Genomic DNA, 21,075 nt, shown 5'->3' on the forward strand with positions numbered 1-21,075 from the left:
GAGATTGACCATTAGATGGCCAAATGCTATGCTTAAGACAAGCCTCGGGATAGCATCATATGTGTCGTCACGACGCCGATAAGTTTATCGTTGTCAGAAACGATCAGACTTGCCACCTTTTCTTGTGTCATGGTCGCCAATGCCGATGCCGCGAGCATCGTAGGTGAAACCGTTAGCGGGTTCGTAGACATAACGCTCTCGACGGTTAGGGACGTCAAGTTGTCCTGCATATGCCTTCGAAGATCCCCGTCGGTAACGATCCCAAGAACCCTATGGGCCTCGTCAGCCACAACAACGCACCCAAGGCCCAGCGTGCTCATGGCGATAATCGCGGTGCCCATGTCCGCGTCCGGACCGACCGTCTCAATCCGGCTGGCAGGGCGCATGATATCCGCCACGGTCAGGAGGGCCGAGCCAAGCTTGCCGCCTGGATGATAGGTCCGAAAGTTCGCCGGTGTGAACTGCCTCGCTTCCAGAAGCGCGACGGCCAAGGCGTCTCCCATTGCCAGTTGCATCAACGTCGACGTCGTCGGGGCCAGACCGTGCGGGCAAGCCTCCTTTGAACGCGGCATGATCAAGCAATGGTTTGCCGCCCGGCCCAAGGCGCTGTTCGGCTGGGATGTCAGCGCAATCAACGGCACCTGATGACGGTTGCAGTATGTCACCAGGTCTTTCAGTTCCACGGTTTCGCCGGACCATGAAATGGCTAGTACCGCGTCCCGCTCCGTGACCATGCCGAGGTCGCCGTGGCTTGCTTCGCCGGGATGCATGAAGAAGCTGGGCGTTCCGGTGGAGGCGAGCGTTGCGGCGATCTTTCGGCCGATATGCCCGCTCTTCCCCATGCCGCTGACGATGACACGGCCTTCGATTCGCGTGATGACCTGCGCAACAGCGGTGAATGCCTCGCCCAGGTCTCCGCTCATGGCAGAGACAAGGTTCGTCAAGCCCGCAAGCTCGGTGGACAGAGCCTGTTTGCCGCTGTCCAGCATGCGCATGATAGCGTCCGGGGCGAGTTCTTCTCTCATGGCGCGGCCCGTCGTCATGCTGAAACCCTCCCCATCAGTGCCTGTGCATGCTCAAGGTCTTCCGGTGTATCCACGCCGAACGGCACCTCGCCCACTTCCACGGCGTGGATCGTCATGCCGGCTTCCAAAGCCCGGAGTTGTTCCAACTTCTCCCGAAGCTCGAGGACGGATGGCGGAAGTGCGACGAAGCGTTCGAGCGCGTCGCGCCGGTAGCCGTACAGCCCGATATGATGGAACAGCGGCCCATCACCCCAGGGCGCAGTGGCGCGGGTGAAGTAGAGCGCCTTAAAGCGCCCTTCCCCCAGTGTGGACCCGACCATCTTCACGACGCTCGATGCATGGCGCTCGCGTTCCGAGCTGATGGGAGCCACCGCCGTCGAGATGTCGACACCGGGCATGCTGGCCTCGACCAGCACGGCACGGAGCGTTGCCGGCTCGATCGTGGGAAGATCGCCCTGAACGTTCAGGATCACGTCATAGGATTTTTCCGGATCGATCTGCCCGAGCGCCTGATGGATTCGATCGGTGCCGGAGGGTAGCACCGCGTCCGTCATGACGGCGGTTGCGCCTTCCGCGCAAACGCAGTCCGCGATCTCGCGGCAATCCGTGGCAACGACCACCGGGGCAAGGTCCGCCTCACGCGCGCGGTCGAGCACGTGCAGGATGAGCGGGCGGCCGGCAATCAGCGCCAGGGGCTTATTGGGAAGCCGCGTCGAGCCAATCCGTGAGGGGATGACGATAAGCGGATTGGTCACGCCGCCACCCGTCGCTTGGCAAGGGCGTCATACTCCATCAGTTCGGCCACAAGCTCTTCGAACCGGTCGAGGGGGACCATGTTCGGCCCGTCGGAGGGCGCGCGATCGGGATCCTCATGGGTTTCGATGAAGACGCCGGCGACCCCCACCGCGACAGCGGCGCGCGCCAGGACGGGAACGAACTCCCGCTGCCCGCCGCTGCTGCTTCCCTGCCCGCCCGGCTGCTGGACCGAATGCGTTGCATCGAAAATCACAGGCGCGCCGAACGCAGCCATCACGGGAAGGCCGCGGAAATCGGATACCAGCGTGTTGTAGCCGAAGGACGTGCCGCGCTCGGTGACCATGGCCTTCGCATTACCGGCGGAGGTGACCTTCTCCAGGACATTGCGCATGTCCCAGGGGGCCAGGAACTGACCCTTCTTGATGTTGACGGCCTTGCCCGTTCGGGCCGCGGCGAGCAGAAGGTCGGTCTGACGGCAAAGAAAGGCCGGAATCTGCAGGACATCACAGACTTCACCCGCCGCCCGGCACTGATCTTCCGTGTGGACGTCTGTCAGGGTCGGCAGGCCGAACCGTTCCTTGATCTCGGCAAAGACCGGCAATGCGGCGCCCAGGCCCATGCCACGCTGGGCCGACAGGCTCGTCCGGTTCGCCTTGTCGAAGGAGGCTTTGAAGACGAGGCCGATACCCAGGCGCTGGCTGATTTCGTGCAACGCAGCGGCCATGTCGAGGGCGTGTTGCCGGCTTTCCATCTGGCAGGGGCCGGCGATCAGGGCCAGCGGCAATGCCGCGCCGAAGGTCACGTTACCGATTTCAACCGTCATGGCAGGGTCGTCCTTTTGGTGCCGGCGGCCGAACGGTGTTCGGTACGGTCGCGGCGGGCAGTGTTCGAAAGGGTTTTGGACATGGGCGCGGGCGCGGCCGCTTCGGGCCATGCAGGGCCGCGACGGGCTTGTGCGTAAAGGCATGCACCGATGGATGTGCGGCCGCCTGCCGCAACGGTGCAGCGGACGCCGGAGACCGGGCGGCCATCGCGGCGGCCCGTTGGATCCTGTGCAGGCAATCCTGTCTCAACGGCGTTTGATAAAGGCAGCAAGGGCGAAGACCAGAAGTATGGCGAGCGCCGGCAATCCGGCATCGAGGGTGCTTTTCAAGGTCCAGGCGGCGGGGTCGAGGCCGCCCCAGACAGGCATGTTGGCGCGTTTGCCGTGGCCGAAGAGCTGGATCCAGCGATACTCGGCCTGGGCGATCTCGCGGCCCAGGAAGAAGGCCGCCGCCAGAAGACCGCCGACCAGCCACCGCCCCGTGAGGATCCCCGTCACGCATTGCAACAGAACGGCAAAGACGGCGTGGGTCATGGCGCAGGGCGATGGCGGGCGGCATCGCTGCCGCCCGCCATCGGTTCGGACTTAGAACTTGTAGGCGACGCCGGCCTTCAGGGCATGCGTCTGGCTGTCGAAGTTGTAGGTCGCAGCGCCGGTGTTGATGTCCTCATCGCCGTAATCGGCGTAACGGTACTCGCCGCGGATCAGGATCTGGTCGGTCACCGCATGCTCGAGGCCCGCACCGAGCGTGTAGCCAACGCGCGTGGAATCGTTGGAGAAGGCGCCCGTCGGATCGACCACCGTGTATTCCTTGTCGGCAATCGACACACCGGCCGTCGCGAAGACGAGCGTGCGGTCGATCGTGTAGCCCAGACGCGCGCGCAGCGAGCCCTGGAAGCCGGAGTCGACGCCCGTCTCGGCAAAGCCGCGGAAGGTGCTGCGCGTGGACGACGTGTCCGCATACTCGATGTCGGCTTCGACGCCCAGGAGGACGCTGTCGATCGTGTGGTTGTAACCGGCGAAGAAGCCGCCCACGAAGCCTTCCGAACCCGTCAGGTAACGCTCGGAGAAGCTGTCGCCGAAGGCGTCGTAAGCGGTGGCCTTGGTGCCGTAGTCGAAGACGTAGCCGGCCGTCGCGCCGACATAGGCGCCGTTCCAGTCATAGGCCATCGCCGTGAACGGCGCGGCAACGGGCGGGTCGTAGGCGACGATCGCGTCGGCTGCATGGGCCGCCGTTCCGGCGATGGACAGCGACACGGCGCCGGCAATGATGGAAAGCTTCATGGGAGTCTCACTTTGGTTGCGATGTAGATGATGCGATGCACATATATTTACCAGTTTAATCGGCAATTAACATCCTGGATTGTGACCCTTGCGTTCACGCAAAAATGTTTGCCGGTAAACTAAATACGGTCAGAGCGCCGCGACGGATCCACCGACCGCGATGGGCCGGGTGATGAGGTTCAGGAACTTGATGAAGTCGGAAGAAGGGTGCCGCGCCAGGAAGATGACGTCCTTGTTCCGCACGGGGAAGTTCTGCCCGATGATGAAGCTTTGGGGCTGCTCCAGATCCAGCCGGTAGACCATCGGGTAGTTGCCGGTCCGGTCCACCTTCATGCCCTGCGCCACGAGCTCGTTGAAGCGGTCGATGCCGATCACCTCCACCAGGAGTTCACGTGGCTCGTAGCGGAAGACGAAGTAGCCCCGCGCATCGGCATATTCCGCATTGCCACCGCCGGCGAGCGCCGCTGCCTCGATCAGGCTGAGGCTTCCCGTCTCGAAGGGGATGCGCCCTGCCCGCCCCGTCGAGCCGAGCGCGGTGAAGGTCTGCGGATCGTGGCTGACGAAGATCTGGTCGTTCGGCTTGAGGTAGATATTCTCGGTCGGGTTCTCGATGATCGTCTGAAGGCTGATTTCCGCCACGCGCCCGGCGCGCGACAGCGACACCGTCGTATCGAAGGGCGCTTCCGAAGGGCCACCCGCCAGGGCCACCGCTTCCAGGATCTGCGCGCCGTCCAGCGGCAGCGGTACGACCGAGGGGCTGTTCACCTTACCGTTGATGGATACGGAGCGGGACCCGTTCTCCACCAGGGACAGGAGCACATCCGGCTCCACCGCCTTGCCTTCGAGCGCCTGAGTGATCGAGGCACGCACCGTTTCCTGCGTGCGCCCTGCAAAGCGGACCTGCCCGACATAGGGAATGCTGGCGCGGCCGTCCGGCTGCACGACGATCTCGAAGGAGGTGGAACGTGACTGGCTGGACGAGAAGAGCCCGTCCGGGCCCGCCTCGAAGATGGTGATCTGCAAGCGGTCGCCGACGCCGATGACCGGCGTGCCGGCACTGCCCCCAAAGCCGAACGTATGGGCCAGACGCTGCGGGCGGTAGGCGCTGACGATGTTGGCGACCTCGCTGTCGACCTCCACCACGTCGAAGACGAGCGGACGCGCCACACCGTAGCGCGCCGCCTTGCCCGGTGCCGCGGCATCGAACACCGCCGCCGCCTTCGGTCCGTCCGACGGCACGAGCGTGCAGCCGCTCATGAAGCACAGCGCCAGCGCAGCGGCGGACAGAGCGCCCCGGCGTGAGCGCCCGGTCGTCAGGCGGGTGGTGTTGAGGGTCGACATGATCGGCAAGCTGTCTCGCAGAAAGGTGGACCGTCCCGGGGCAGGGACGAATCATATTGGATTGTCATACACACAACCACTGATCACCTTCCAGTTTGTTAAGTTCATCATTGCAACCAGTCAAAACCGGATCCTAGCGTCTGCAACCCTTATAAACATGGGTTTAGAGTCAATGCACCCTGCGGTCGCAGCCACGAAGTTGCAGATGATATTGGTCCCTTTGCAACCTCAAGTTGCCCAAATGTAACAGCTTTTGCGCGCGCAACGGTTTACGCAGAAGTTGGTTCAGCCAGTCTTCGTTCATCCAGCCAAAGGGGTCGCCATGCTTGTGGAGCGTGTTCGTGTCGGCGCGATGCCGATGCCGACGACGGTTTCGGCCGAACAAGCGCCCGCCCTGCATGGCAAAAACCGCATCCTCCTGCTTCAGGGGCCCGTCGGCGGCTTTTTCAGCCGGCTCGAAGGCGAGCTCGAGCTTGCCGGCTGGTCAGTGACGCGCGCCGTCTTCAACCAGGGTGACCAGGCCGATGCCGGCTCGCGCCGCACCGTCGCCTATCGCGGGAGCCTGGCGGCATTCGACCAGTGGCTGCGGCATCTTCTCCTCACACAGAACTATGCCGCCATCATCCTGTTCGGCGCGGAGCGGCCGCTCCATGCGGCTGCGCGGCGCCTGGCCAAGGGTTGGGGCGTTCCCGTCCTGTGCCTTGAGGAAGGCTATATCCGCAGCGGCTACATCACGGCCGAGTTCGGCGGCAACAACTGGCAGTCACCGGTTGCCGGCCATCTGCCGAGCGCCGCGGAACTCGACGCTGCGCTGCGCGCGCTGGGGCCGCAAAAGGGCTACAACTCCTTTCCGGCCATGTGCCTTTCGGCCGCGCGCTACTTCGTGCGCCGGCGCCTCGGCGCATCGCGCCATGTTAAGGGCTGCTTCCACAAGAGCCGGCCGCTCATGGCCGAATGCTTCTATTGGGCGCGCAATTTCTGGCGTTACAAGACGGGCCAGGGACGCAACTTCCGCTCGGTGGAAAAGCTTCTGGAGCATCATGACGGCCGGTTCTTCATCGTGCCGCTCCAGGTGCGGGACGATAGCCAGCTTGGCGCGGCCGCAGCCGGCTGGAACAGCCAATCGCTGATCGACACGGCGCTGCGCTCCTACGCGCAGCATGCGCGCGCCGACCAGCAGATCGTCTTCAAGATCCACCCGCTGGAGCGCGGTCACAGCAACCAGCGGCGTGCCATCCTGCGGCTTGCGGCGGAACTGTCCATTGCCGATCGCGTCCATGTGCTCGACAGCGGTTCGCTCGGGCTTCTGGTGCGCCATTGCGCGGGCATGATCACCATCAACAGCACGTCAGGCTTTTCCGCGCTGGCGCACAACCGCCCGCTCCTCGTGCTGGGCCATGCGCTCTACCGGCACCGCGACCTTGCCGCCTGCTACACCCAGCCGGAGGATATGCACGCCTTCTGGCAGCAGCCGCCCGCCCGCGCCGCACGCCTTGCCAACGGCTATATCGCCTGGATCAAGCAGCACTGCCTCCTGCCGGGGGATTTCTACGTCCCCGCCGGGCAGGCCACGGCCTGCGAAAGCATCGTGACCCTTCTGGCCGAGACGATCCCCGTCGCGCAGGCGCAGACAAGCGACGGCCGGGCCCTGACCGCTGCATGACACAGATGCCCGCAGACCATATGCCCATCCAGAGCCACAGCACGATCGACGCCACCCCCGCGGACAGGCGCGTGGCACCGCCACGACATAGGGGGCCACGGGCCCGCGCAGCCAGCGCCGTGCGGTGGCTGGCGCGGCATATGGGCGTTGTCCTGTTCGGGCTTCTCTTCGTCATACCCGTCACGCTCGTCACCACCTATTACTGGTTCGTCGCGAGCGATCAGTACCGTGTCGAAACGCAGTTCGCCGTGCGCGGCCTCGTCACCTCGCCGCTCTCGACGCTCGGCCTTGCGGCCCTGCCCGGCGCCAGCACCCAGGCGGGTGACTCCTACATCGTGGCCGACTATATCCGCTCGCCGCAGCTCATCATCGATCTGCGCGACCAGCTCGATATCGACCTGCGCCAATACTTCTCGCGCAGCGAGATCGACGTGATGCAGCGGATAGATCCGGACGCCCCCCTGGAAGAGTTCGTCAAATACTGGCGGTGGCGGGTCGATGTCGGCTACAATTCCACGACCGGCAACACGACCTTCGCCGTCTATGCCTTCAATCCGCAGGATGCGAACGCGATCGCCCAATCGGTGCTTCTCGTCTCCGAGCAGCTTGTCAACAACCTGTCTTCGCAGTCCCGGCGCCAGCTCATCGAAACGGCCCAGTCGGAAGTGGCCCGCACGGAAGAGCGGCTGCGACAGGCACGGTCCCAGCTGCAGGATTTCCGCAACCGCGAGCAGTCCTTCGACCCCACCCAGTCGGCAGCGGTGGAAATCGGCATCGTCAGCGAGCTCGAACAGCAGCTCGCCGATCTGCGCACCCGCCAGCGGGCGCTGACCGGCACCATCAACACCGACAGCCCCACCGCCCGCGTGATCGAGCGCAGCATCGAAGCCCTGACCAAGCAGATCGCCGAACAGCGCTCGCGCCTCGGCAGTGGTGGCGAAACCGGGGGCGCGGGCGGCGCCACCACTGCGGACGGGCGCAATCTTTCGGTGCTCCTGGACGAGTTCGTCGGCCTGAACCTCGAGCAGGAATTTGCGACCACGGCCTATACGGGTGCGCTGGCCGCGCTCGAAACGGCCCTGACCGACGCGCGCAAGCAGCAGCGCTACTTTGCGACCTACGCCTCGCCCCGCGTGCCGGAAAGCGCCACCTATCCGCACCGCATCCTGTTCCCGCTCGTCGCCGCTTTCTGGTGCCTCTGCGTCTGGGGCATCGTCGCCTTCCTCCTGCGCTCCGTCCGGGACCACGTGATCTGATGGCCGCGGGCTTGAGCGCGGCGGATGCGGCCCGGCGCTTCCGCCAGGGGCTCGGCACCAAGTGCCGTGTCATCGGCGCCCTGATGCGGCGCGAGACGGTGACCCGCTTCGGCCGCAACCGGCTCGGCTATCTCTGGGCGCTGATCGAGCCCATCGCCTTCGTCGCGCTCTTCGTGATGATCCGCAACGCGATCCACGCCTCCATCCCCTTCGGCACCAGCATGCTCCTGTTCCTGGTGACGGGGCTCGTCAGCTTCCGGGTGTGGCGCGCCATTGCGGGGCGGACGACGCCGGCCATTTCCTCCAACCGCTCGCTCCTGGCCTATCCGATGGTGCGGCCGCTCGACGGGATCTTCGCCCGTATCGTGCTCGAATCCCTCACGATGATCGTCGTCCTCGTGATCTTCTACGGCTTCCTGACGGCGGTGGAGCCGGCGCGCGTGATCGTGCGGCCGGCGGAGTTCACCGCCGCAATCATCGTCACGCTCTATCTCGGCGCCGCCGTCGGCTGCTTCAACGCGGTCTTCACCGTTCTTTCTCCGACCTGGCAGCGCATCTGGGGCATCCTGTCCTTTCCGCTGCTCATTATGTCAGGCATCTTCTACGTGCCGGCGCTGCTGCCGCCGAGCGCCCAGGCCATATTGAGCTGGAACCCCATCCTCCACTGTATCGAGTGGTTCCGCATCGCCATCTATATCGATTACCAGACGCTCCTCGACCGCCCCTACCCGATCGAGTTCGCAACCGCGACCTTCGCCATCGCCCTCGCAGCGGAGCGGCTGTACCGCAACCGGCTTCTGCAGCCATGATCACCTTCGAAAACGTCCGCAAGACCTATCCACAGAAGGGTGGCGCCCGGACGGTCATCCTGGAGGACCTGTCCATGGTCTTCCCGCAGGGGCGCAATATCGGCATTCTCGGGCGCAACGGGGCCGGCAAGTCCACGCTGATGCGGCTCATCTCGGGCGCCGAGCTGCCCGATCAGGGCCGCATCCGGCGCGAGGGACGGATTTCCTGGCCGCTCGGCTTTTCCGGGGGGTTCCACGGCTCGCTAACGGGCCGCCAGAATGTCCGCTTCATCTGCGATATCTACGGCGCTGAGTTCCGTTCGGTCATGGAGTTCGTGGAGGATTTCGCCGAAATCGGCACCTTCATGGACATGCCCTACAAGACCTACTCGTCGGGCATGCGGGCGCGCGTCGCCTTCGGCGCCTGCATGGCGCTCGATTTCAACTATTACCTGGTGGACGAGGTCATCGCCGTCGGCGATGCGTCGTTCCAGAAAAAGTGCAAGGCCGTCTTTGCGGAACGGCGGCAGCGCGCCACGGTGCTGCTCGTCTCGCACAGTGTGAGCCTGCTCAAGGATTTCTGCGATATTGCCGGCGTCCTGCAGGATGGACGCCTGGTCATGTATGACGACCTGGATTCCGCTATCAAGGCGCATACGGCGCAGAACATCAAACCCCGCAAGGCCTAGGCAGCGGCCCCGCCCTCCAGCCGGTCCAGAAGCTCGGCCACATTGCTGCGCATGCGCAGCCCGGACGGGGTGACCACCGTATAGGCGGCATAGCGCACCAGCGCGCAATAGAGGATCACGTCGAGCGAGCGCGCCACCTGGCGGCGGGGCGTTGCCATGCGGTCCTGTGTCAGGCCCCAGCCGGCATAGAAGGGCAAGCCGTAGCAGACGACCCGCTTGCCGCGGATAAGCCCTTCGAAGCCCATCAGCGAGGTCATCGTCCAGACCTCGTCCACCTGCGCCAGCACGCAATCGCTGTCCATGCCGTCGGCCAGGCAATCGGCCAGTTGCAACAGCCTGTGCGGCGCGATGTAGCCGGGCCGGTTGCCGGCCTCCACATCCGGATGGGTCTTGTAGACGATGAAGGCGTCCGGGTTTTCCGCCCGCACGGCCGACAGGAGCGCCCAATTGTCCGCCACCGGGCCGGCGCCGAGGCGCACCGACGCATCGTTCGACACCTGACCGGGCACGAGGATGGCGCGCCGGCCGCCGGGATGGGCCGGAAGCGGCACCTGCGCACCGACATTGTACTTGCTGAGCCCTTCGGCCACGATCCGGCTGCGCAGGAGCGCGGCCTGTTCCTGTTCCCGCCCGGTCAGCGGCACGTCGCGGATCATCCGCTCCAGGGCACTCGGGCGGCTCGGATCGTAATAGATCCCCTCCCCATCCAGCACCAGCGACGAGGGTTGGACAAGGTCCGAGCCCAGCCCGCGCGAGCGCAGGAAACCGTCCTCCATGCGCAGGAGCGGCACGCCGGCCGCCGCGCATTTCTGCACCAGGGCCTCCCGCTCACGCGACGCCCAAACCACGACGCGGCCCCCGCTCGCCTTGGCCTGCCACACGGCATCCTCCGGCTTGCGGGCAAAGATGGGGAGCTGCGCGCCGCAACGCAGGAACTCCGCCACGGTGCGCTGTTTCCACAGGCTCATGCCGACGCAATAGCTGCGCTGCCCGTGGCGCTCCGCCTGCTCCTTCTGGAAATCGAGGATTTCGGCCACGCGCTCGAAGGTCGTCAACCGGTCAGCAAAGGGGTCGTAATAGGTCGGGTACAGAAGATAGGCGGCTGCAAAAACCTGCTCCAGGCTACGGGCAACGCCCCGGCGGGGGCAGGACAGGCGGTCCTGCGTCAGGCCCCAGCCGGCATAGAAGGGCATGCCGAAGACATGCACCGGCCTGCCGGCCATCAGCGCCTCGAAGCCGGCCAGCGAGCTTGCCGTCACCACGGCGTCGGCGGCCTCGAACCAGTCCCAGGCATCGCCATCGGCCTCCACCACGCGCAGATCGGCGATAGCGGTGGCGTCCAGCATGCCGGCACGCTTGCCCACCGACACATCCGGATGCCGTCGCACCACGATCAGCCGCCCCGGATAGAGGTCCCGGGCGGCGGCGATCATGTGGGCCAGCGTCACGTCGCCCGCCGATCCATGGAGGAGCGACAGATCCCCCGCCGTCTGCTCGACGATCACGACGAAGGGCTGCGAGGGCGGCAGCGCTGCCTTGGCGCCTTGCACGGACGGCACATTGTATTTCGACAGGCGCCGCGCGCGCATCATGGCCAGGCCATCGGCGGCACGCGCCAGAAGGGCGGGATCGGCCAGCCGCGCATCGTGAAGGATCAGATCCTCCAGGTCCGAGGGCGTGCCCGCATCGTAATAGATGCCCCGCCGGTCCAGGATGATGCTGAGCGGCGGCGCCCCGTCGACCCCCACGCCGACCGAGCGCAGGAAGCCATCTTCCATCGACAGATGGGGGATGCCGCGTGCCTGCGCCGTGCGGGCAGCCCACGCCCCGGAGCGTTTGCGGCCCCAGCCGACCACCGCATCGGCGCGCCCCATGCCGGTGACGCGCCAGTCCGCCCTTTCCAGGATGCGGCGCAGCAGCGCCTGGCGTCGGATGCCGCGCGGCGCGAGCAAGGAAGGTCGTATTGGATGCATGCGCAACCTATAGGCGAGCCCGCTTGGGCGCGGAAGATGGTATCGCAGACATCTCCGGAAGGGGCAGCACATTGTTATCGCGCCGCAACACCTTATATAGGGTGGAGCGGTACATTCGCCGCATCCGGGTTTTCCGCGCATCCTTGCGCGACCAGATCACACACCCGGCACGGATATTTCCATGACACAATCCGACATCCACCGGCAGCGTGCCGAGCGGCTTTTCCTCCCCGTCGTCAGTTCCGGCGGCGCCAGTTCCGTCACCGTATCGACGGGTGTGGCCGAGACGCGCGCCAAGAGCGCGGCGCTGAAGGAACTGCGCCTTGCACGCGACAAGGCCCTGGCATCCGCGGGCGCTTCCTGACCCGCCTTCGCGAATGGACGGGCGATTGGACACGCTCCGTCTGTGTGGTCGGCCTGATGGCCGTCTGCCTGATCGTCCAGACCTATCTCTAGCCACGCAATCTTCGGCAAGCCGGTGCATCGCCGGGCCGCCTCGCGCGTTGCGATGATGCCGGCCCGGTGGCACTCCCTTCGACGCGCGGCGCCGCTGCAACGCTAAAGATGAGGATATGCCGGAATGGCCAATAGGCGGTTGCGACATGCGTTCCACGCGCGGGCCACGCGCTGCGCAAGCCCCCTTCGACGAGCACTGACCCTGGCGGGCCTCGTTTCCGCAATGGGGCTCTTCCTGGCCGGCTGCGCCAGCCAGGCGGTCGACCTTATCACTCCGCGTTCCGGCTATACGCTGAGCCAGGATCTTGCCTATGGGCCGGACCCGCGCCAGCGCTACGATCTCTACATTCCCGATGGCGCGACCGGCCAGACGCCGCTTGTCGTCTTTATCCATGGCGGTTCGTGGGATTCGGGCTCGAAGGATATTTACCGCTTCCTCGGCCAGGCCTTCACGAAAGAAGGCTTCATCCTCGCCGTGCCGAATTATCGGCTGTATCCCGAAGTCACCTTTCCCGCCTTCGTCAAGGATGGCGCCCGCGCCCTCGCGGCCATCGACACGGCGCTCCTGCGCGGCGTCGATGGCGTTCCGGGCGGGCGGCGTCCGCTGGCGCTGATGGGGCATTCCGCCGGCGCGCAGATCGCCGCGCTCCTGGCCTTCGATCCGCACTATCTGCTGGAGGCGGGTTCGACGCCCCGGCGCCTGTCCGCCTTTGTCGGCCTGGCCGGGCCCTACGACTTCCTGCCGCTGACCGATCCGCGCTACCAGCGCATCTTCCCGCCCGCCACGCGTGCGGCGAGCCAGCCGGTCCGCTTCGCACGCAATGGCGGGCCGCCGGCTCTGCTGATTCACGGCCGCGCAGACGAGACGGTCGCGATTACCAACACGCAGTCCATGGGGCGCGCCATCGAGGCGGCCGGCGGCAGCGTCGAGGTCGAGCTTTTCGACAAGGTAGACCATATCGGCCCCATCGCCTCCTTCGTCACTGCCGTTCCGCTGGGGGACCCTGCCATCCGCCGCGCCGTCTTCGACTTTCTGAAACAGCGGAGCTGACACCGGGGTGTTGGCGGAACCGCATGACGCGGGGCGCTGCACACCGTATGAAGGGCCGACGGGCCGGCCGTTCCGGCGCCGCCTAGGAGTGAAGAGGAGTCTGGGAATGAGCGAATTGGTGGTTGAGATCGACGGACACGTCTTTCCCGCGCGTTTCGAAGAGGCGGCCGCGCCCAAGACAGTCGCGGCGGTCCGGCGCGTTTTGCCCTATAAGGAGCGGATCATCCATGTCCGCTGGTCGGGCGAAGCCTGCTGGATCCCACTCGGGGACACCGATTTCGGCCTCGGCTACGAGAACGCCACGAGCCATCCCCATCCCGGCCAGATGATCCTGTATCCGGGCGGCGTCTCGGAAACCGAGATCCTCGTGGCCTACGGCCCCACCGCCTTCGCCTCCAAGGCAGGGCCGCTCGCCGGCAATCACTTCCTGACCATCACCGGCAATCTCGACAAACTCGCGGAGCTCGGCCGCGAGACGCTGCAGACCGGCGCCAAGACCATCGTCCTGCGGGCCGCATAATCAACGAAAAGCCCGGGCCGGCAGGTTTTTTTTAAGCGTTACGTGCGCGCCTGCCCGCCCGCCTTGGTCAGGCGGTCCATCTCGTCCTGCGACAGGGAGAGGGAGACTGCCCGCGCCAGGCTTTCGACCTGCCGGACGGAGGTTGCGCTCGCAATCGGCGCCGTGACGCCGGGGCGATGGATCAGCCAGGCCAGTGCGATCTCGGCCGGGGCGGCGGCCCTGGCCTCCGCAACCTCGTCCAGCGCATCCAGGATCGCCATGCCGCGCGGGTTCAGGTACTTGCCGACGCTGCCGCCGCGAGCGCGCCCCTCCAGCTGCGATGCATCCCGGTACTTGCCCGACAGAAAGCCGGAGGCCAGGCTGTAATAGGTCACGACGCCGATGTCCTGCTCCTGGCAGAGCGCGCTCAAGGGCCCCTCGAAGGCGTCGCGGTCATAGAGGTTGTATTCCGGCTGCAGCACGCTGTAGCGCGGCAGACCTTCGCTGCGCGCCGTGTCGAGTGCGTCCTGCAACAGCCCCGCATCATAGTTGGACGCGCCGATGGCCCGGATCTTGCCGCTTTCCATGAGGCGCTGATAGGCGCGCAGCGTTTCCTCATGCGGCGTCTGCGGGTCCGGCCAGTGCGAAAAATAGAGATCGATCCGGTCCGTCCGCAGCCGTGCGAGCGAGTCTTCGACCGCCTGCCCGATCCAGCGGGCCGACAAGCCCTTGCGCCCTTCGCCCAGCTCCGAACCGACCTTGGTGAAAAGCGTCACGCGCTCGCGCAGGCCGGGCCGCGCGGCCAGCCATCGGCCGATGATGGTTTCCGATTCCCCGCCCGCATTGCCATCCACCCAGGCGGAATAGACGTCGGCCGTGTCGATGGCGTCGAGCCCATGATCGACGAAGGCATCGAGGATCCGGAAGCTTTCCGCCTCGTCCACGGTCCAGCCGAAGACGTTTCCGCCCAGCACCAGCGGCGCGATGGACAGGCCGGATGCCCCGAGTTTGCGCTTTTCCATGTATGGTCTCCCCCTCGTTGGCATGAAGCAAACTTAAGGTTCCGATCACGCCATGGGTAGGGGCTCCGGATCAGGGATCGATGGAAAGCGCCTGCGCCAGGCCGGACAGGGGCCGCGGGCGCGGGGCAAAATCCAGATCGGCCAGAAGCGCATCGATATGCGCGCGCATCAGGCGCACGGCGCCCTCGCAATCCCGTGCGCGGAAAGCATCCAGCAGGGCAAGATGGGCCTGGTTGTCACACAGGGTCGTCGGCTGTTGCCAATAGAGGGAGATGACGAGCGACGAGCGCGACAGAAGCTCCCCCAGAATGCCGGCCAGCACGGCATGATCGGCCATGGACGCGATGCGCCGATGAAAGTCGGCGGAGTGATAGACGGCCTCACGCGGGTTGTGCCGGTGTGCGGATGCATGTTCGGCGTGAACGGAAGCTTCGAGCGCGGCAAGATCGGACGGTTGCGCCCGCCGCACGGCCATGGCCACGAGGTGCGGCTCGATCAGTGCGCGCGCCTCGAAGATCTGCCGCGCCTCCTCCGGCGTCGGGTGTGCAACGCTCGCACCCTTGTTGCGCTGCAGGGCGACGAGCCCGTCCCGCGCCAACGCCTGGAGCGCCGCCCGCACGACCGTGCGGCTGACGCCGTAGAGTTCGGCGATATCCTCTTCCACGAGCTTGGCGCCCGGCGCGAGCCGGTGGCGCAGGATCGCGCCGAGCAGGCCGTCGTGGATCGTCTGCCAGGAGGCAGGCTTGGCATCCCCATCCGTTTGCGTGTTCACCCGCCTGCCCTTCCGCATGGCGCCGAAAGGCACCTCGAGTTGCCCTGAACATGCCATGGGGCCGACAGTCGGCCAAGCGGCAATCGCACACAATCATTGTGTACAATTTAGTCAGAACGCCTGCCGATGAGGCGGATCAAGTGCCGGGCGGGCCAGACAGGCCGCCTGCCCGGCCGGCCTCCTCATCTGGCACGCTTCCTGCAAGTCCTTTCGAAGGCGAAGGGGAATACGGCATGAAGACTGAAGGCAACCTCGAACTCGTCAAACTGACCAAGCGCTACGGGGCGACCACCGCCGTGGACGCGATCGACCTGCGCGTGCCGGCCGGCACCTATTGCTGCTTCCTCGGCCCGTCGGGATGCGGGAAGTCCTCGACCATGCGCATGATCGCCGGCCATGAAAGCGTCTCGGCGGGCGATATCATCCTGGGCGCCGACAATGTCACCGACCGCGCCCCGGCGCAGCGCGGCACGGCCATGATGTTCCAGTCCTACGCGCTGTTCCCGCATTTGACCGTGCTGGACAACGTCGCCTTCTCGCTGAAGATGAAGGGCGTCGGCCGGACCGAGCGCGTGCGCAAGGCGCGCGCCGTCATGGAACTGGTCGATCTGATCCCCTTCGAAAGCCGGATGCCGGCGCAACTGTCCGGCGGGCAGCAGCAGCGCGTGGCGCTGGCCCGCGCGCTCGTCACCGATCCGGGCATCCTGCTTCTGGACGAGCCGCTATCAGCGCTCGATCCCTTCCTGCGCCTGCGCGTTCGCACCGAGCTCAAGCGCCTCCAGCGCGAGCTTGGAATATCCTTCCTGCATGTCACCCACGGCCAGGACGAGGCCATGGCCCTGGCCGATCTGGTGGTGATCATGAAGGACGGCCGGATCGAACAGGCCGGAACCCCGCAGGACGTCTTCCACCGCCCGGCCACGGGCTTCGTCGCCCGCTTCATGGGCGGGCACAACGTGCTGACCCTGGACGGTCGGACCGTCTCGGTGCGGGCCGATCGCATACGCATGGGCCCCGGCGCGGCCGATATGCGCGCCATGACGGGGGAGGTGCGCGGCGTGGAATATGCCGGCGCGCATGTGACGCTCGTCATCCATGCCGGAGAGGCGGGAGAGATCACCGCCGTCATTCCGGAAGAGCAATTCTATGCCGAGCCGGCCGAACTCGGACAGACCCGCGCCATCCACTGGTCGCGCGGCGACGAATTCACCCTTCAGGCGGCCTGAAACGACAACCGACAGAGGAGACTTTTCATGAGCGACAAGACGAAGACGCCCGGCCTGGACCGTCGGACCTTCCTGAAGAGCGGAACGCTCCTGGCAGCGGGCGCCGCCGTGACATCGGTGACCGGCTTCCCCTATGTGTCCGGCGCGCGCGCCCAGGAAGCCAAGACGCTGCGCTACCTCGGCACGGCGGTGAACCAGTCGCGCGAGATCGCCGACAAGGTGAAGGAAGATCTCGGCATCACCATCGAATACGTGCCGGTGACGACGGACGAAGTCACCAAGCGCATCATCACCCAGCCCAACACCTTCGACATCGTCGATACCGAGTATTTCGCGCTCAAGAAGTTCGTGCCGACCGGCAACCTGATGGGCATGGATGCCAAGCGCATCAAGGAATTCGACAACATCACCACGGTCTTCACCAAGGGAGAGGTCGATGGCCGCACGATCGGCGGCCAGGGCACCGCGCCCTGGAAGGTCCTCTACCTGTCCGGCAACAAGTCCAAGGAATTCTCGGCCACGCCGACGGAGTGGATCTCCCTGATCCCCACGACCTACAATGCCGATACGCTGGGCATCCGGCCGGACCTCATCAAGCGGCCGATCGAAAGCTGGGCCGAGCTTCTGAACCCCGAGTTCAAGGGCCGCGCCTCGATCCTCAACATCCCGTCCATCGGCATCATGGACGCGGCGATGGCGATTGAGGCGAGCGGGAAATACACCTATCCCGACAAGGGCAACATGACCCGGGACGAAATCGACCTGACCATCGACACGCTGATCGAGGCCAAGCAGAACGGCCAGTTCCGCGCCCTCTGGACCGATTTCAACGAGAGCGTCAACCTGATGTCGTCGGGCGAGACGGTCATCCAGTCCATGTGGTCGCCCGCAGTCACGGCCGTCCGCGCCAAGGGCATCGACTGCGTGTTCCAGCCGCTGAAGGAAGGCTACCGCGCCTGGGCCTCCGGCTTCGCCCTGCCCGCCACGCTGGAAGGCCCGAAGCTCGACGCCGCCTACGAGTTCGTCAACTGGTTCCTGTCCGGCTGGGCCGGCGCCTTCCTGAACCGCCAGGGCTACTATGCCGCCGTCCTGCCCACCGCCCAGCAATTCATGGAGCCCTATGAATGGGCCTACTGGATGGAAGGCAAGCCGGCCGAAAAGGACATCCTGTCCCCGCAGGGCCAGGTGATCGCCACTGCTGGCGCTGTGCGCGATGGCGGCTCCTTCAACGAACGCATGGGCGCCGTGGCCTGCTGGAACGCGGTCATGGACGAAGATGCCTACATGATCCGCAAGTGGAACGAGTTCGTCGCCGCCTGATCGCCCATGCGCGGCATGGGGCCAGCCCCGTGCCGCGCAACCTGCATTCCCTCCCCGCATGGAGCCGCGCATGGCCAGGATCGCCCGGACAGGCTGGACCCCCTATTGGCAGGCGGCGCCGCTGGCGCTCGTCTTTCTGCTTTTCCTCGTCGTTCCGCTCGTCTTCATTCTTCTGGTGAGCTTCTGGACCTACGATAACTACCAGATCCAGCCGGTCCTCACGCTGCAGAATTACGCCGATGTCTTCGACCGCTGCATCAGCCGGCTGCCGAGCCTGTGCACCACCTTCCGGACCTATGTCTCGACGCTCGGCTTCGCGTTCCGGGTCTGGCTCATCACCCTCGTCATCGGCTTCACCGTGGCCTACTTCCTGGCCTTCGAGGTGCGCTCCAAGGTCATGCAGTCGGTACTGTTCCTGATCTGCACCATCCCGTTCTGGACCTCGAACGTCATCCGCATGATCTCCTGGATCCCGCTTCTCGGCCGCGAGGGGCTCGTCAACCAGACGCTGCTGGGCCTCGGTGTCGTGGACCAGCCCGTGGACTGGCTTCTCTATTCCGGCTTCTCCGTCACGCTGACCTTCGTGCACCTCTTCACCTTCTTCATGGTGGTGCCGATCTACAATTCGATGCTGCGCATCGACACGTCCCTGATCGAAGCGGCGCGCGATGCCGGGGCCAGCGGCTGGCAGATCCTGTGGAACGTGATCGTGCCCCTGTCCAAGACGGGGATCGCCATCGGTTCGATCTTCGTCATCACCATCGTCATGGGGGATTTCGTCACCGTGGGCCTGATGGGCGGCCAGCAGATCGCCTCCGTTGGCAAGACGATCCAGACGGAGATCAGCTACCTGCAATTCCCGATCGCCGCCGCCAACGCCGTGGTGCTCCTGGCCACCGTCCTGATCATCGTCTTCGCGCTGCTGCGCGTCGTCGATATACGCAAGGAGCTTTGACCCATGGCTGAGCGTCGCTCGCGCGCCTTCTGGCCCCTTGCCATCCTGTTCGCCCTGTTCGTCCTGTTCCTCTATGGGCCGACGCTCACCGTGCTCGTCCTGTCCTTCCAGGGGCCGGAGGGTGGCCTGACCTTCCCGATGAACGGCGTCTCCACCCACTGGTTCGGCGTCCTGTGGCAGGGGCTCGGCGTGGTGGATGTGTGGGCGGCGTTCGGCCGGTCCTTCCGGCTCGGCCTCGTGGTCACGCTCCTGACGGTCGTCATTTCCGTCCTGGCCGGGCTCGCCTTCCGCCGCCGGTTCCGCGGCGCGACGCTCCTATTCTACACGGCCATCGCCAGCCTGATCCTGCCCTCCATCGCCGTTTCGCTCGGCATCGCGCTCGAGTTCCGGATCTTCGACGATGTCGTGAAGGCCTATGGGCTCGGCGGTAGCGGCTATCAGAGCGCGATGGGGCTCTTCACCTCCGCGCTCGGCGCGCATCTCACCTGGACGCTGCCCTTCGGGCTGCTCGTCATGTTCGCCGTCTTCAACAGGTTCGATCCGGCTTACGAGGAAGCCGCGCGCGATCTGGGCGCCACGCCGTGGCAGACCTTCCGCCACGTCGTCCTTCCGATCATCGCGCCCTATCTGATCGGCGTGGCCCTGTTCGGCTTCACCCTGTCCTGGGACGAGATCGCCCGGACGAGCCAGGCGATTGGCGGCCCGAACACGCTGCCGCTGGAGCTCCAGGGGCTGACCACCACGGTGACGAACCCGGCCATCTACGCGCTGGGAACGCTGACCACGGCGGTCTCCTTTCTGGTGATCGCCCTCACGCTCGGCACCGGGCTCCTGCTGCGCGCGCGGCGCATGCGCGGTGCGTCCGACGCCGGAAAGGGAACGCTCTGAACGCCATGCGCATCCTGATCATCAATCCCAACGCGACCGTCTCCATGACGGACAAGATCAGCGCGGCAGCCAGCGCCGCGGCCGCGCCCGGCACGCTGATCCTGTCCGCCACCAACCACGCCGGCCCGCCATCCATCCAGGGCCCGGCGGATGGGGACCGGGCCGCGCCCGGCGTCATCGACATCATCACCCACAACCAGGACGAAGCCGACGCCTTCGTCATCGCCTGTTTCGACGATACGGGGCTGGCGGAGGCGCGCGCGCGGTCCAAAAGGCCGGTCATCGGCATCGGCGAAGCCGCCATGCGCATGGCCGCCGCCCGGCATGGCACGTTCAGCGTCGTGACGACCCTGTCCGTGTCCGTGCCCGTCATCGCGGAAAACGTGGAAAGCTACGGCCTGTCAGCCGCCTGCCGCAGAGTCCGTGCGTCGGAAGTGCCCGTCCTTGCCCTGGAGGAGGACGGGACCAGCGCGGCCGACACGATCGCGGACGAGATCGCCGCGGCCCTGCGGGAAGATGCACCGGACGCGATCGTGCTCGGATGTGCCGGCATGGCCGACCTTGCCGACGCCTTCACCCGGCGCTTCCAGCTTCCGGTGCTGGATGGGGTCGTCTGTGCCGTCCACATGCTGGAAGAGGACGGATTTGCGGAGCGCGGCGCTTAAGGAACGTTGACGAGGTCCAGGATCAGCCGGTGCACATTGCCGCCCGGGCTCATTTCGACAAGGTCGAAATCCCGCCCCCGCTGGCGCTGCTTCTGCGACAGGGCGCCGAGCTTGGCCGTCAGCTCCTCCCGGATACGGCGGCAGGCGGTGTCTCCGGGCACATGCAGCCCGACCGAAACGGCCTCGATCTCGTGCACCATGTCCAGGATGGTTTCGCCATGCACGCGCTCATGCACGCGCATGCCGTTGAGGAATGTCTCCCAGGCCTGCGCCAAAGGCGGTGACAGGCGTTGCGAGGGGCGCGGCAGCTTGTAGATGATCGTGAGGTTGGGGCGGACCGAAACCAGCGTGCACCCGCCATCTCTCGGCTGATAGTCGCGCCGCCAGGTCAGCTTGAAGGTCGTGACGGCGATGGCCCGTGTCGTGCCGACCATGGGCCCGCGCTCGCCGATCGAGCGGTAGAGATCGATCCCCGTCGTGCCGGAGATGGCATAGGGCTCCTCCACCTCGCGGGCCGTCCATCCACCGGCCGCCAGTGCCGGGCCGCAGTACATGAACATCAGGAGGATGAGGGTCGCCGTGCATCGCATGGGCTTGTGATAAGCCAGGCCAGGCGCCCTGCC

The 21,075-nt window shown here is 65.7% G+C and carries 22 protein-coding genes; 12 read left to right on the plus strand and 10 right to left on the minus strand.

What is annotated here, in order from left to right:
- Nucleotides 1-32: 32 nt before the first annotated feature.
- The 6 genes from AUL30_RS02845 to AUL30_RS02870 all read right to left on the minus strand — a co-directional run bounded on the left by AUL30_RS02845 (nucleotide 33) and on the right by AUL30_RS02870 (nucleotide 5,229).
- Entirely contained in the window at nucleotides 33-1,043 is a 1,011-nt protein-coding gene (locus AUL30_RS02845) for a KpsF/GutQ family sugar-phosphate isomerase (RefSeq protein WP_062226298.1), read from the minus strand.
- Nucleotides 1,040-1,780 carry a 3-deoxy-manno-octulosonate cytidylyltransferase gene (locus tag AUL30_RS02850; RefSeq protein WP_062226299.1) on the minus strand — a complete coding sequence of 247 codons (741 nt, stop codon included), beginning with the start codon at nucleotides 1,778-1,780 and terminating at the stop codon, nucleotides 1,040-1,042. Before AUL30_RS02850 ends, AUL30_RS02845 begins: the two co-directional genes overlap by 4 nt.
- Nucleotides 1,777-2,604 carry a 3-deoxy-8-phosphooctulonate synthase gene (gene kdsA / locus AUL30_RS02855; protein ID WP_062226300.1) on the minus strand — a complete coding sequence of 276 codons (828 nt, stop codon included), beginning with the start codon at nucleotides 2,602-2,604 and terminating at the stop codon, nucleotides 1,777-1,779. The genes AUL30_RS02850 and kdsA overlap by 4 nt, the downstream gene beginning before the upstream one ends.
- Before the next feature lie 246 nt (nucleotides 2,605-2,850).
- Nucleotides 2,851-3,138, minus strand: a complete 288-nt coding sequence (locus tag AUL30_RS02860; RefSeq protein WP_062226301.1) for a hypothetical protein — start codon at nucleotides 3,136-3,138, stop codon at nucleotides 2,851-2,853.
- A 51-nt stretch (nucleotides 3,139-3,189) separates the two neighbouring features.
- On the minus strand, nucleotides 3,190-3,888 hold the full coding sequence (locus tag AUL30_RS02865; protein ID WP_062226302.1) for an outer membrane protein: 699 nt from the start codon (nucleotides 3,886-3,888) through the stop codon (nucleotides 3,190-3,192).
- A 129-nt stretch (nucleotides 3,889-4,017) separates the two neighbouring features.
- On the minus strand, nucleotides 4,018-5,229 hold the full coding sequence (locus AUL30_RS02870; protein ID WP_083507629.1) for a polysaccharide biosynthesis/export family protein: 1,212 nt from the start codon (nucleotides 5,227-5,229) through the stop codon (nucleotides 4,018-4,020).
- A gap of 322 nt (nucleotides 5,230-5,551) precedes the next feature.
- Between AUL30_RS02870 and AUL30_RS02880 the strand changes: the two genes are divergently transcribed.
- From AUL30_RS02880 to AUL30_RS02895, 4 genes are read left to right on the plus strand one after another with little or no spacing between them, the layout of a single operon-like run.
- A complete protein-coding gene (locus tag AUL30_RS02880) occupies nucleotides 5,552-6,892 on the plus strand; it encodes a capsular biosynthesis protein (protein WP_062226304.1) in 1,341 nt (446 codons plus the stop codon).
- Nucleotides 6,889-8,148 carry a hypothetical protein gene (locus tag AUL30_RS02885; protein WP_157069830.1) on the plus strand — a complete coding sequence of 420 codons (1,260 nt, stop codon included), beginning with the start codon at nucleotides 6,889-6,891 and terminating at the stop codon, nucleotides 8,146-8,148. Before AUL30_RS02880 ends, AUL30_RS02885 begins: the two co-directional genes overlap by 4 nt.
- Nucleotides 8,148-8,957: an ABC transporter permease gene (locus AUL30_RS02890; protein ID WP_062226306.1), complete on the plus strand. Its 810-nt coding sequence runs from the start codon at nucleotides 8,148-8,150 to the stop codon at nucleotides 8,955-8,957. Before AUL30_RS02885 ends, AUL30_RS02890 begins: the two co-directional genes overlap by 1 nt.
- Nucleotides 8,954-9,625: an ABC transporter ATP-binding protein gene (locus tag AUL30_RS02895; protein WP_062226307.1), complete on the plus strand. Its 672-nt coding sequence runs from the start codon at nucleotides 8,954-8,956 to the stop codon at nucleotides 9,623-9,625. The genes AUL30_RS02890 and AUL30_RS02895 overlap by 4 nt, the downstream gene beginning before the upstream one ends.
- On the opposite strand, the gene AUL30_RS02900 is transcribed toward AUL30_RS02895, so the two are convergent.
- Complete coding sequence (locus AUL30_RS02900) at nucleotides 9,622-11,577, minus strand: capsular polysaccharide biosynthesis protein (RefSeq protein ID WP_062226308.1); 1,956 nt, start codon at nucleotides 11,575-11,577, stop codon at nucleotides 9,622-9,624. The two genes, AUL30_RS02895 and AUL30_RS02900, sit on opposite strands and share 4 nt — an antisense overlap.
- Nucleotides 11,578-11,779: 202 nt before the next feature.
- Between AUL30_RS02900 and AUL30_RS02905 the strand changes: the two genes are divergently transcribed.
- From AUL30_RS02905 to AUL30_RS02915, 3 genes are all read left to right on the plus strand, one after another.
- A complete protein-coding gene (locus tag AUL30_RS02905; protein ID WP_062226309.1) occupies nucleotides 11,780-11,962 on the plus strand; it encodes a hypothetical protein in 183 nt (60 codons plus the stop codon).
- A gap of 216 nt (nucleotides 11,963-12,178) precedes the next feature.
- Nucleotides 12,179-13,105 carry an alpha/beta hydrolase gene (locus AUL30_RS02910; RefSeq protein ID WP_062226310.1) on the plus strand — a complete coding sequence of 309 codons (927 nt, stop codon included), beginning with the start codon at nucleotides 12,179-12,181 and terminating at the stop codon, nucleotides 13,103-13,105.
- A gap of 106 nt (nucleotides 13,106-13,211) precedes the next feature.
- Nucleotides 13,212-13,625 (plus strand): DUF3830 family protein, encoded by a 414-nt coding sequence (locus AUL30_RS02915; RefSeq protein WP_062226311.1) that lies wholly within the window; start codon nucleotides 13,212-13,214, stop codon nucleotides 13,623-13,625.
- Between the two features lie 38 nt (nucleotides 13,626-13,663).
- Here AUL30_RS02915 and AUL30_RS02920 read toward each other — a convergent pair whose 3' ends face one another.
- Both AUL30_RS02920 and AUL30_RS02925 read right to left on the minus strand, forming a co-directional pair.
- Nucleotides 13,664-14,626: an aldo/keto reductase gene (locus AUL30_RS02920; protein WP_062226312.1), complete on the minus strand. Its 963-nt coding sequence runs from the start codon at nucleotides 14,624-14,626 to the stop codon at nucleotides 13,664-13,666.
- 70 nt (nucleotides 14,627-14,696) lie between these two features.
- Nucleotides 14,697-15,398, minus strand: a complete 702-nt coding sequence (locus AUL30_RS02925; RefSeq protein WP_062226313.1) for a GntR family transcriptional regulator — start codon at nucleotides 15,396-15,398, stop codon at nucleotides 14,697-14,699.
- Between the two features lie 233 nt (nucleotides 15,399-15,631).
- Between AUL30_RS02925 and AUL30_RS02930 the strand changes: the two genes are divergently transcribed.
- The 5 genes from AUL30_RS02930 (at nucleotide 15,632) to AUL30_RS02950 (ending at nucleotide 20,452) form a co-directional block, all read left to right on the plus strand.
- Nucleotides 15,632-16,624 carry an ABC transporter ATP-binding protein gene (locus AUL30_RS02930; protein WP_062226314.1) on the plus strand — a complete coding sequence of 331 codons (993 nt, stop codon included), beginning with the start codon at nucleotides 15,632-15,634 and terminating at the stop codon, nucleotides 16,622-16,624.
- Between the two features lie 27 nt (nucleotides 16,625-16,651).
- A complete protein-coding gene (locus AUL30_RS02935) occupies nucleotides 16,652-17,944 on the plus strand; it encodes an ABC transporter substrate-binding protein (protein ID WP_062226315.1) in 1,293 nt (430 codons plus the stop codon).
- A gap of 70 nt (nucleotides 17,945-18,014) precedes the next feature.
- Nucleotides 18,015-18,899, plus strand: a complete 885-nt coding sequence (locus AUL30_RS02940) for an ABC transporter permease (RefSeq protein ID WP_062226526.1) — start codon at nucleotides 18,015-18,017, stop codon at nucleotides 18,897-18,899.
- 3 nt (nucleotides 18,900-18,902) lie between these two features.
- The gene (locus AUL30_RS02945) at nucleotides 18,903-19,787 is read left to right on the plus strand and encodes an ABC transporter permease (protein WP_062226316.1); all 885 of its coding nucleotides are present in this window, start codon (nucleotides 18,903-18,905) and stop codon (nucleotides 19,785-19,787) included.
- Between the two features lie 5 nt (nucleotides 19,788-19,792).
- On the plus strand, nucleotides 19,793-20,452 hold the full coding sequence (locus AUL30_RS02950; protein WP_062226317.1) for an aspartate/glutamate racemase family protein: 660 nt from the start codon (nucleotides 19,793-19,795) through the stop codon (nucleotides 20,450-20,452).
- On the opposite strand, the gene AUL30_RS02955 is transcribed toward AUL30_RS02950, so the two are convergent.
- Nucleotides 20,449-21,042: a DUF922 domain-containing Zn-dependent protease gene (locus AUL30_RS02955; RefSeq protein WP_062226318.1), complete on the minus strand. Its 594-nt coding sequence runs from the start codon at nucleotides 21,040-21,042 to the stop codon at nucleotides 20,449-20,451. The two genes, AUL30_RS02950 and AUL30_RS02955, sit on opposite strands and share 4 nt — an antisense overlap.
- Between the last annotated feature and the right edge of the window lie 33 nt (nucleotides 21,043-21,075).

It is taken from the genome of Aureimonas frigidaquae (assembly GCF_001463905.1).
Taxonomy (GTDB): domain Bacteria; phylum Pseudomonadota; class Alphaproteobacteria; order Rhizobiales; family Rhizobiaceae; genus Aureimonas; species Aureimonas frigidaquae.

What these genes read in the sequence shown, in the direction of transcription:
- AUL30_RS02845 (WP_062226298.1), bottom strand. Translation starts at nt 1,043, where the DNA reads ATGACGACGGGCCGCGCCATGAGAGAAGAACTCGCCCCGGACGCTATC.
- kdsA (WP_062226300.1), bottom strand. Translation starts at nt 2,604, where the DNA reads ATGACGGTTGAAATCGGTAACGTGACCTTCGGCGCGGCATTGCCGCTG.
- AUL30_RS02860 (WP_062226301.1), bottom strand. Translation starts at nt 3,138, where the DNA reads ATGACCCACGCCGTCTTTGCCGTTCTGTTGCAATGCGTGACGGGGATC.
- AUL30_RS02865 (WP_062226302.1), bottom strand. Translation starts at nt 3,888, where the DNA reads ATGAAGCTTTCCATCATTGCCGGCGCCGTGTCGCTGTCCATCGCCGGA.
- AUL30_RS02870 (WP_083507629.1), bottom strand. Translation starts at nt 5,229, where the DNA reads ATGTCGACCCTCAACACCACCCGCCTGACGACCGGGCGCTCACGCCGG.
- AUL30_RS02880 (WP_062226304.1), top strand. Translation starts at nt 5,552, where the DNA reads ATGCTTGTGGAGCGTGTTCGTGTCGGCGCGATGCCGATGCCGACGACG.
- AUL30_RS02885 (WP_157069830.1), top strand. Translation starts at nt 6,889, where the DNA reads ATGACACAGATGCCCGCAGACCATATGCCCATCCAGAGCCACAGCACG.
- AUL30_RS02890 (WP_062226306.1), top strand. Translation starts at nt 8,148, where the DNA reads ATGGCCGCGGGCTTGAGCGCGGCGGATGCGGCCCGGCGCTTCCGCCAG.
- AUL30_RS02895 (WP_062226307.1), top strand. Translation starts at nt 8,954, where the DNA reads ATGATCACCTTCGAAAACGTCCGCAAGACCTATCCACAGAAGGGTGGC.
- AUL30_RS02905 (WP_062226309.1), top strand. Translation starts at nt 11,780, where the DNA reads ATGACACAATCCGACATCCACCGGCAGCGTGCCGAGCGGCTTTTCCTC.
- AUL30_RS02910 (WP_062226310.1), top strand. Translation starts at nt 12,179, where the DNA reads ATGGCCAATAGGCGGTTGCGACATGCGTTCCACGCGCGGGCCACGCGC.
- AUL30_RS02915 (WP_062226311.1), top strand. Translation starts at nt 13,212, where the DNA reads ATGAGCGAATTGGTGGTTGAGATCGACGGACACGTCTTTCCCGCGCGT.
- AUL30_RS02920 (WP_062226312.1), bottom strand. Translation starts at nt 14,626, where the DNA reads ATGGAAAAGCGCAAACTCGGGGCATCCGGCCTGTCCATCGCGCCGCTG.
- AUL30_RS02930 (WP_062226314.1), top strand. Translation starts at nt 15,632, where the DNA reads ATGAAGACTGAAGGCAACCTCGAACTCGTCAAACTGACCAAGCGCTAC.
- AUL30_RS02935 (WP_062226315.1), top strand. Translation starts at nt 16,652, where the DNA reads ATGAGCGACAAGACGAAGACGCCCGGCCTGGACCGTCGGACCTTCCTG.
- AUL30_RS02940 (WP_062226526.1), top strand. Translation starts at nt 18,015, where the DNA reads ATGGCCAGGATCGCCCGGACAGGCTGGACCCCCTATTGGCAGGCGGCG.
- AUL30_RS02945 (WP_062226316.1), top strand. Translation starts at nt 18,903, where the DNA reads ATGGCTGAGCGTCGCTCGCGCGCCTTCTGGCCCCTTGCCATCCTGTTC.
- AUL30_RS02950 (WP_062226317.1), top strand. Translation starts at nt 19,793, where the DNA reads ATGCGCATCCTGATCATCAATCCCAACGCGACCGTCTCCATGACGGAC.
- AUL30_RS02955 (WP_062226318.1), bottom strand. Translation starts at nt 21,042, where the DNA reads ATGCGATGCACGGCGACCCTCATCCTCCTGATGTTCATGTACTGCGGC.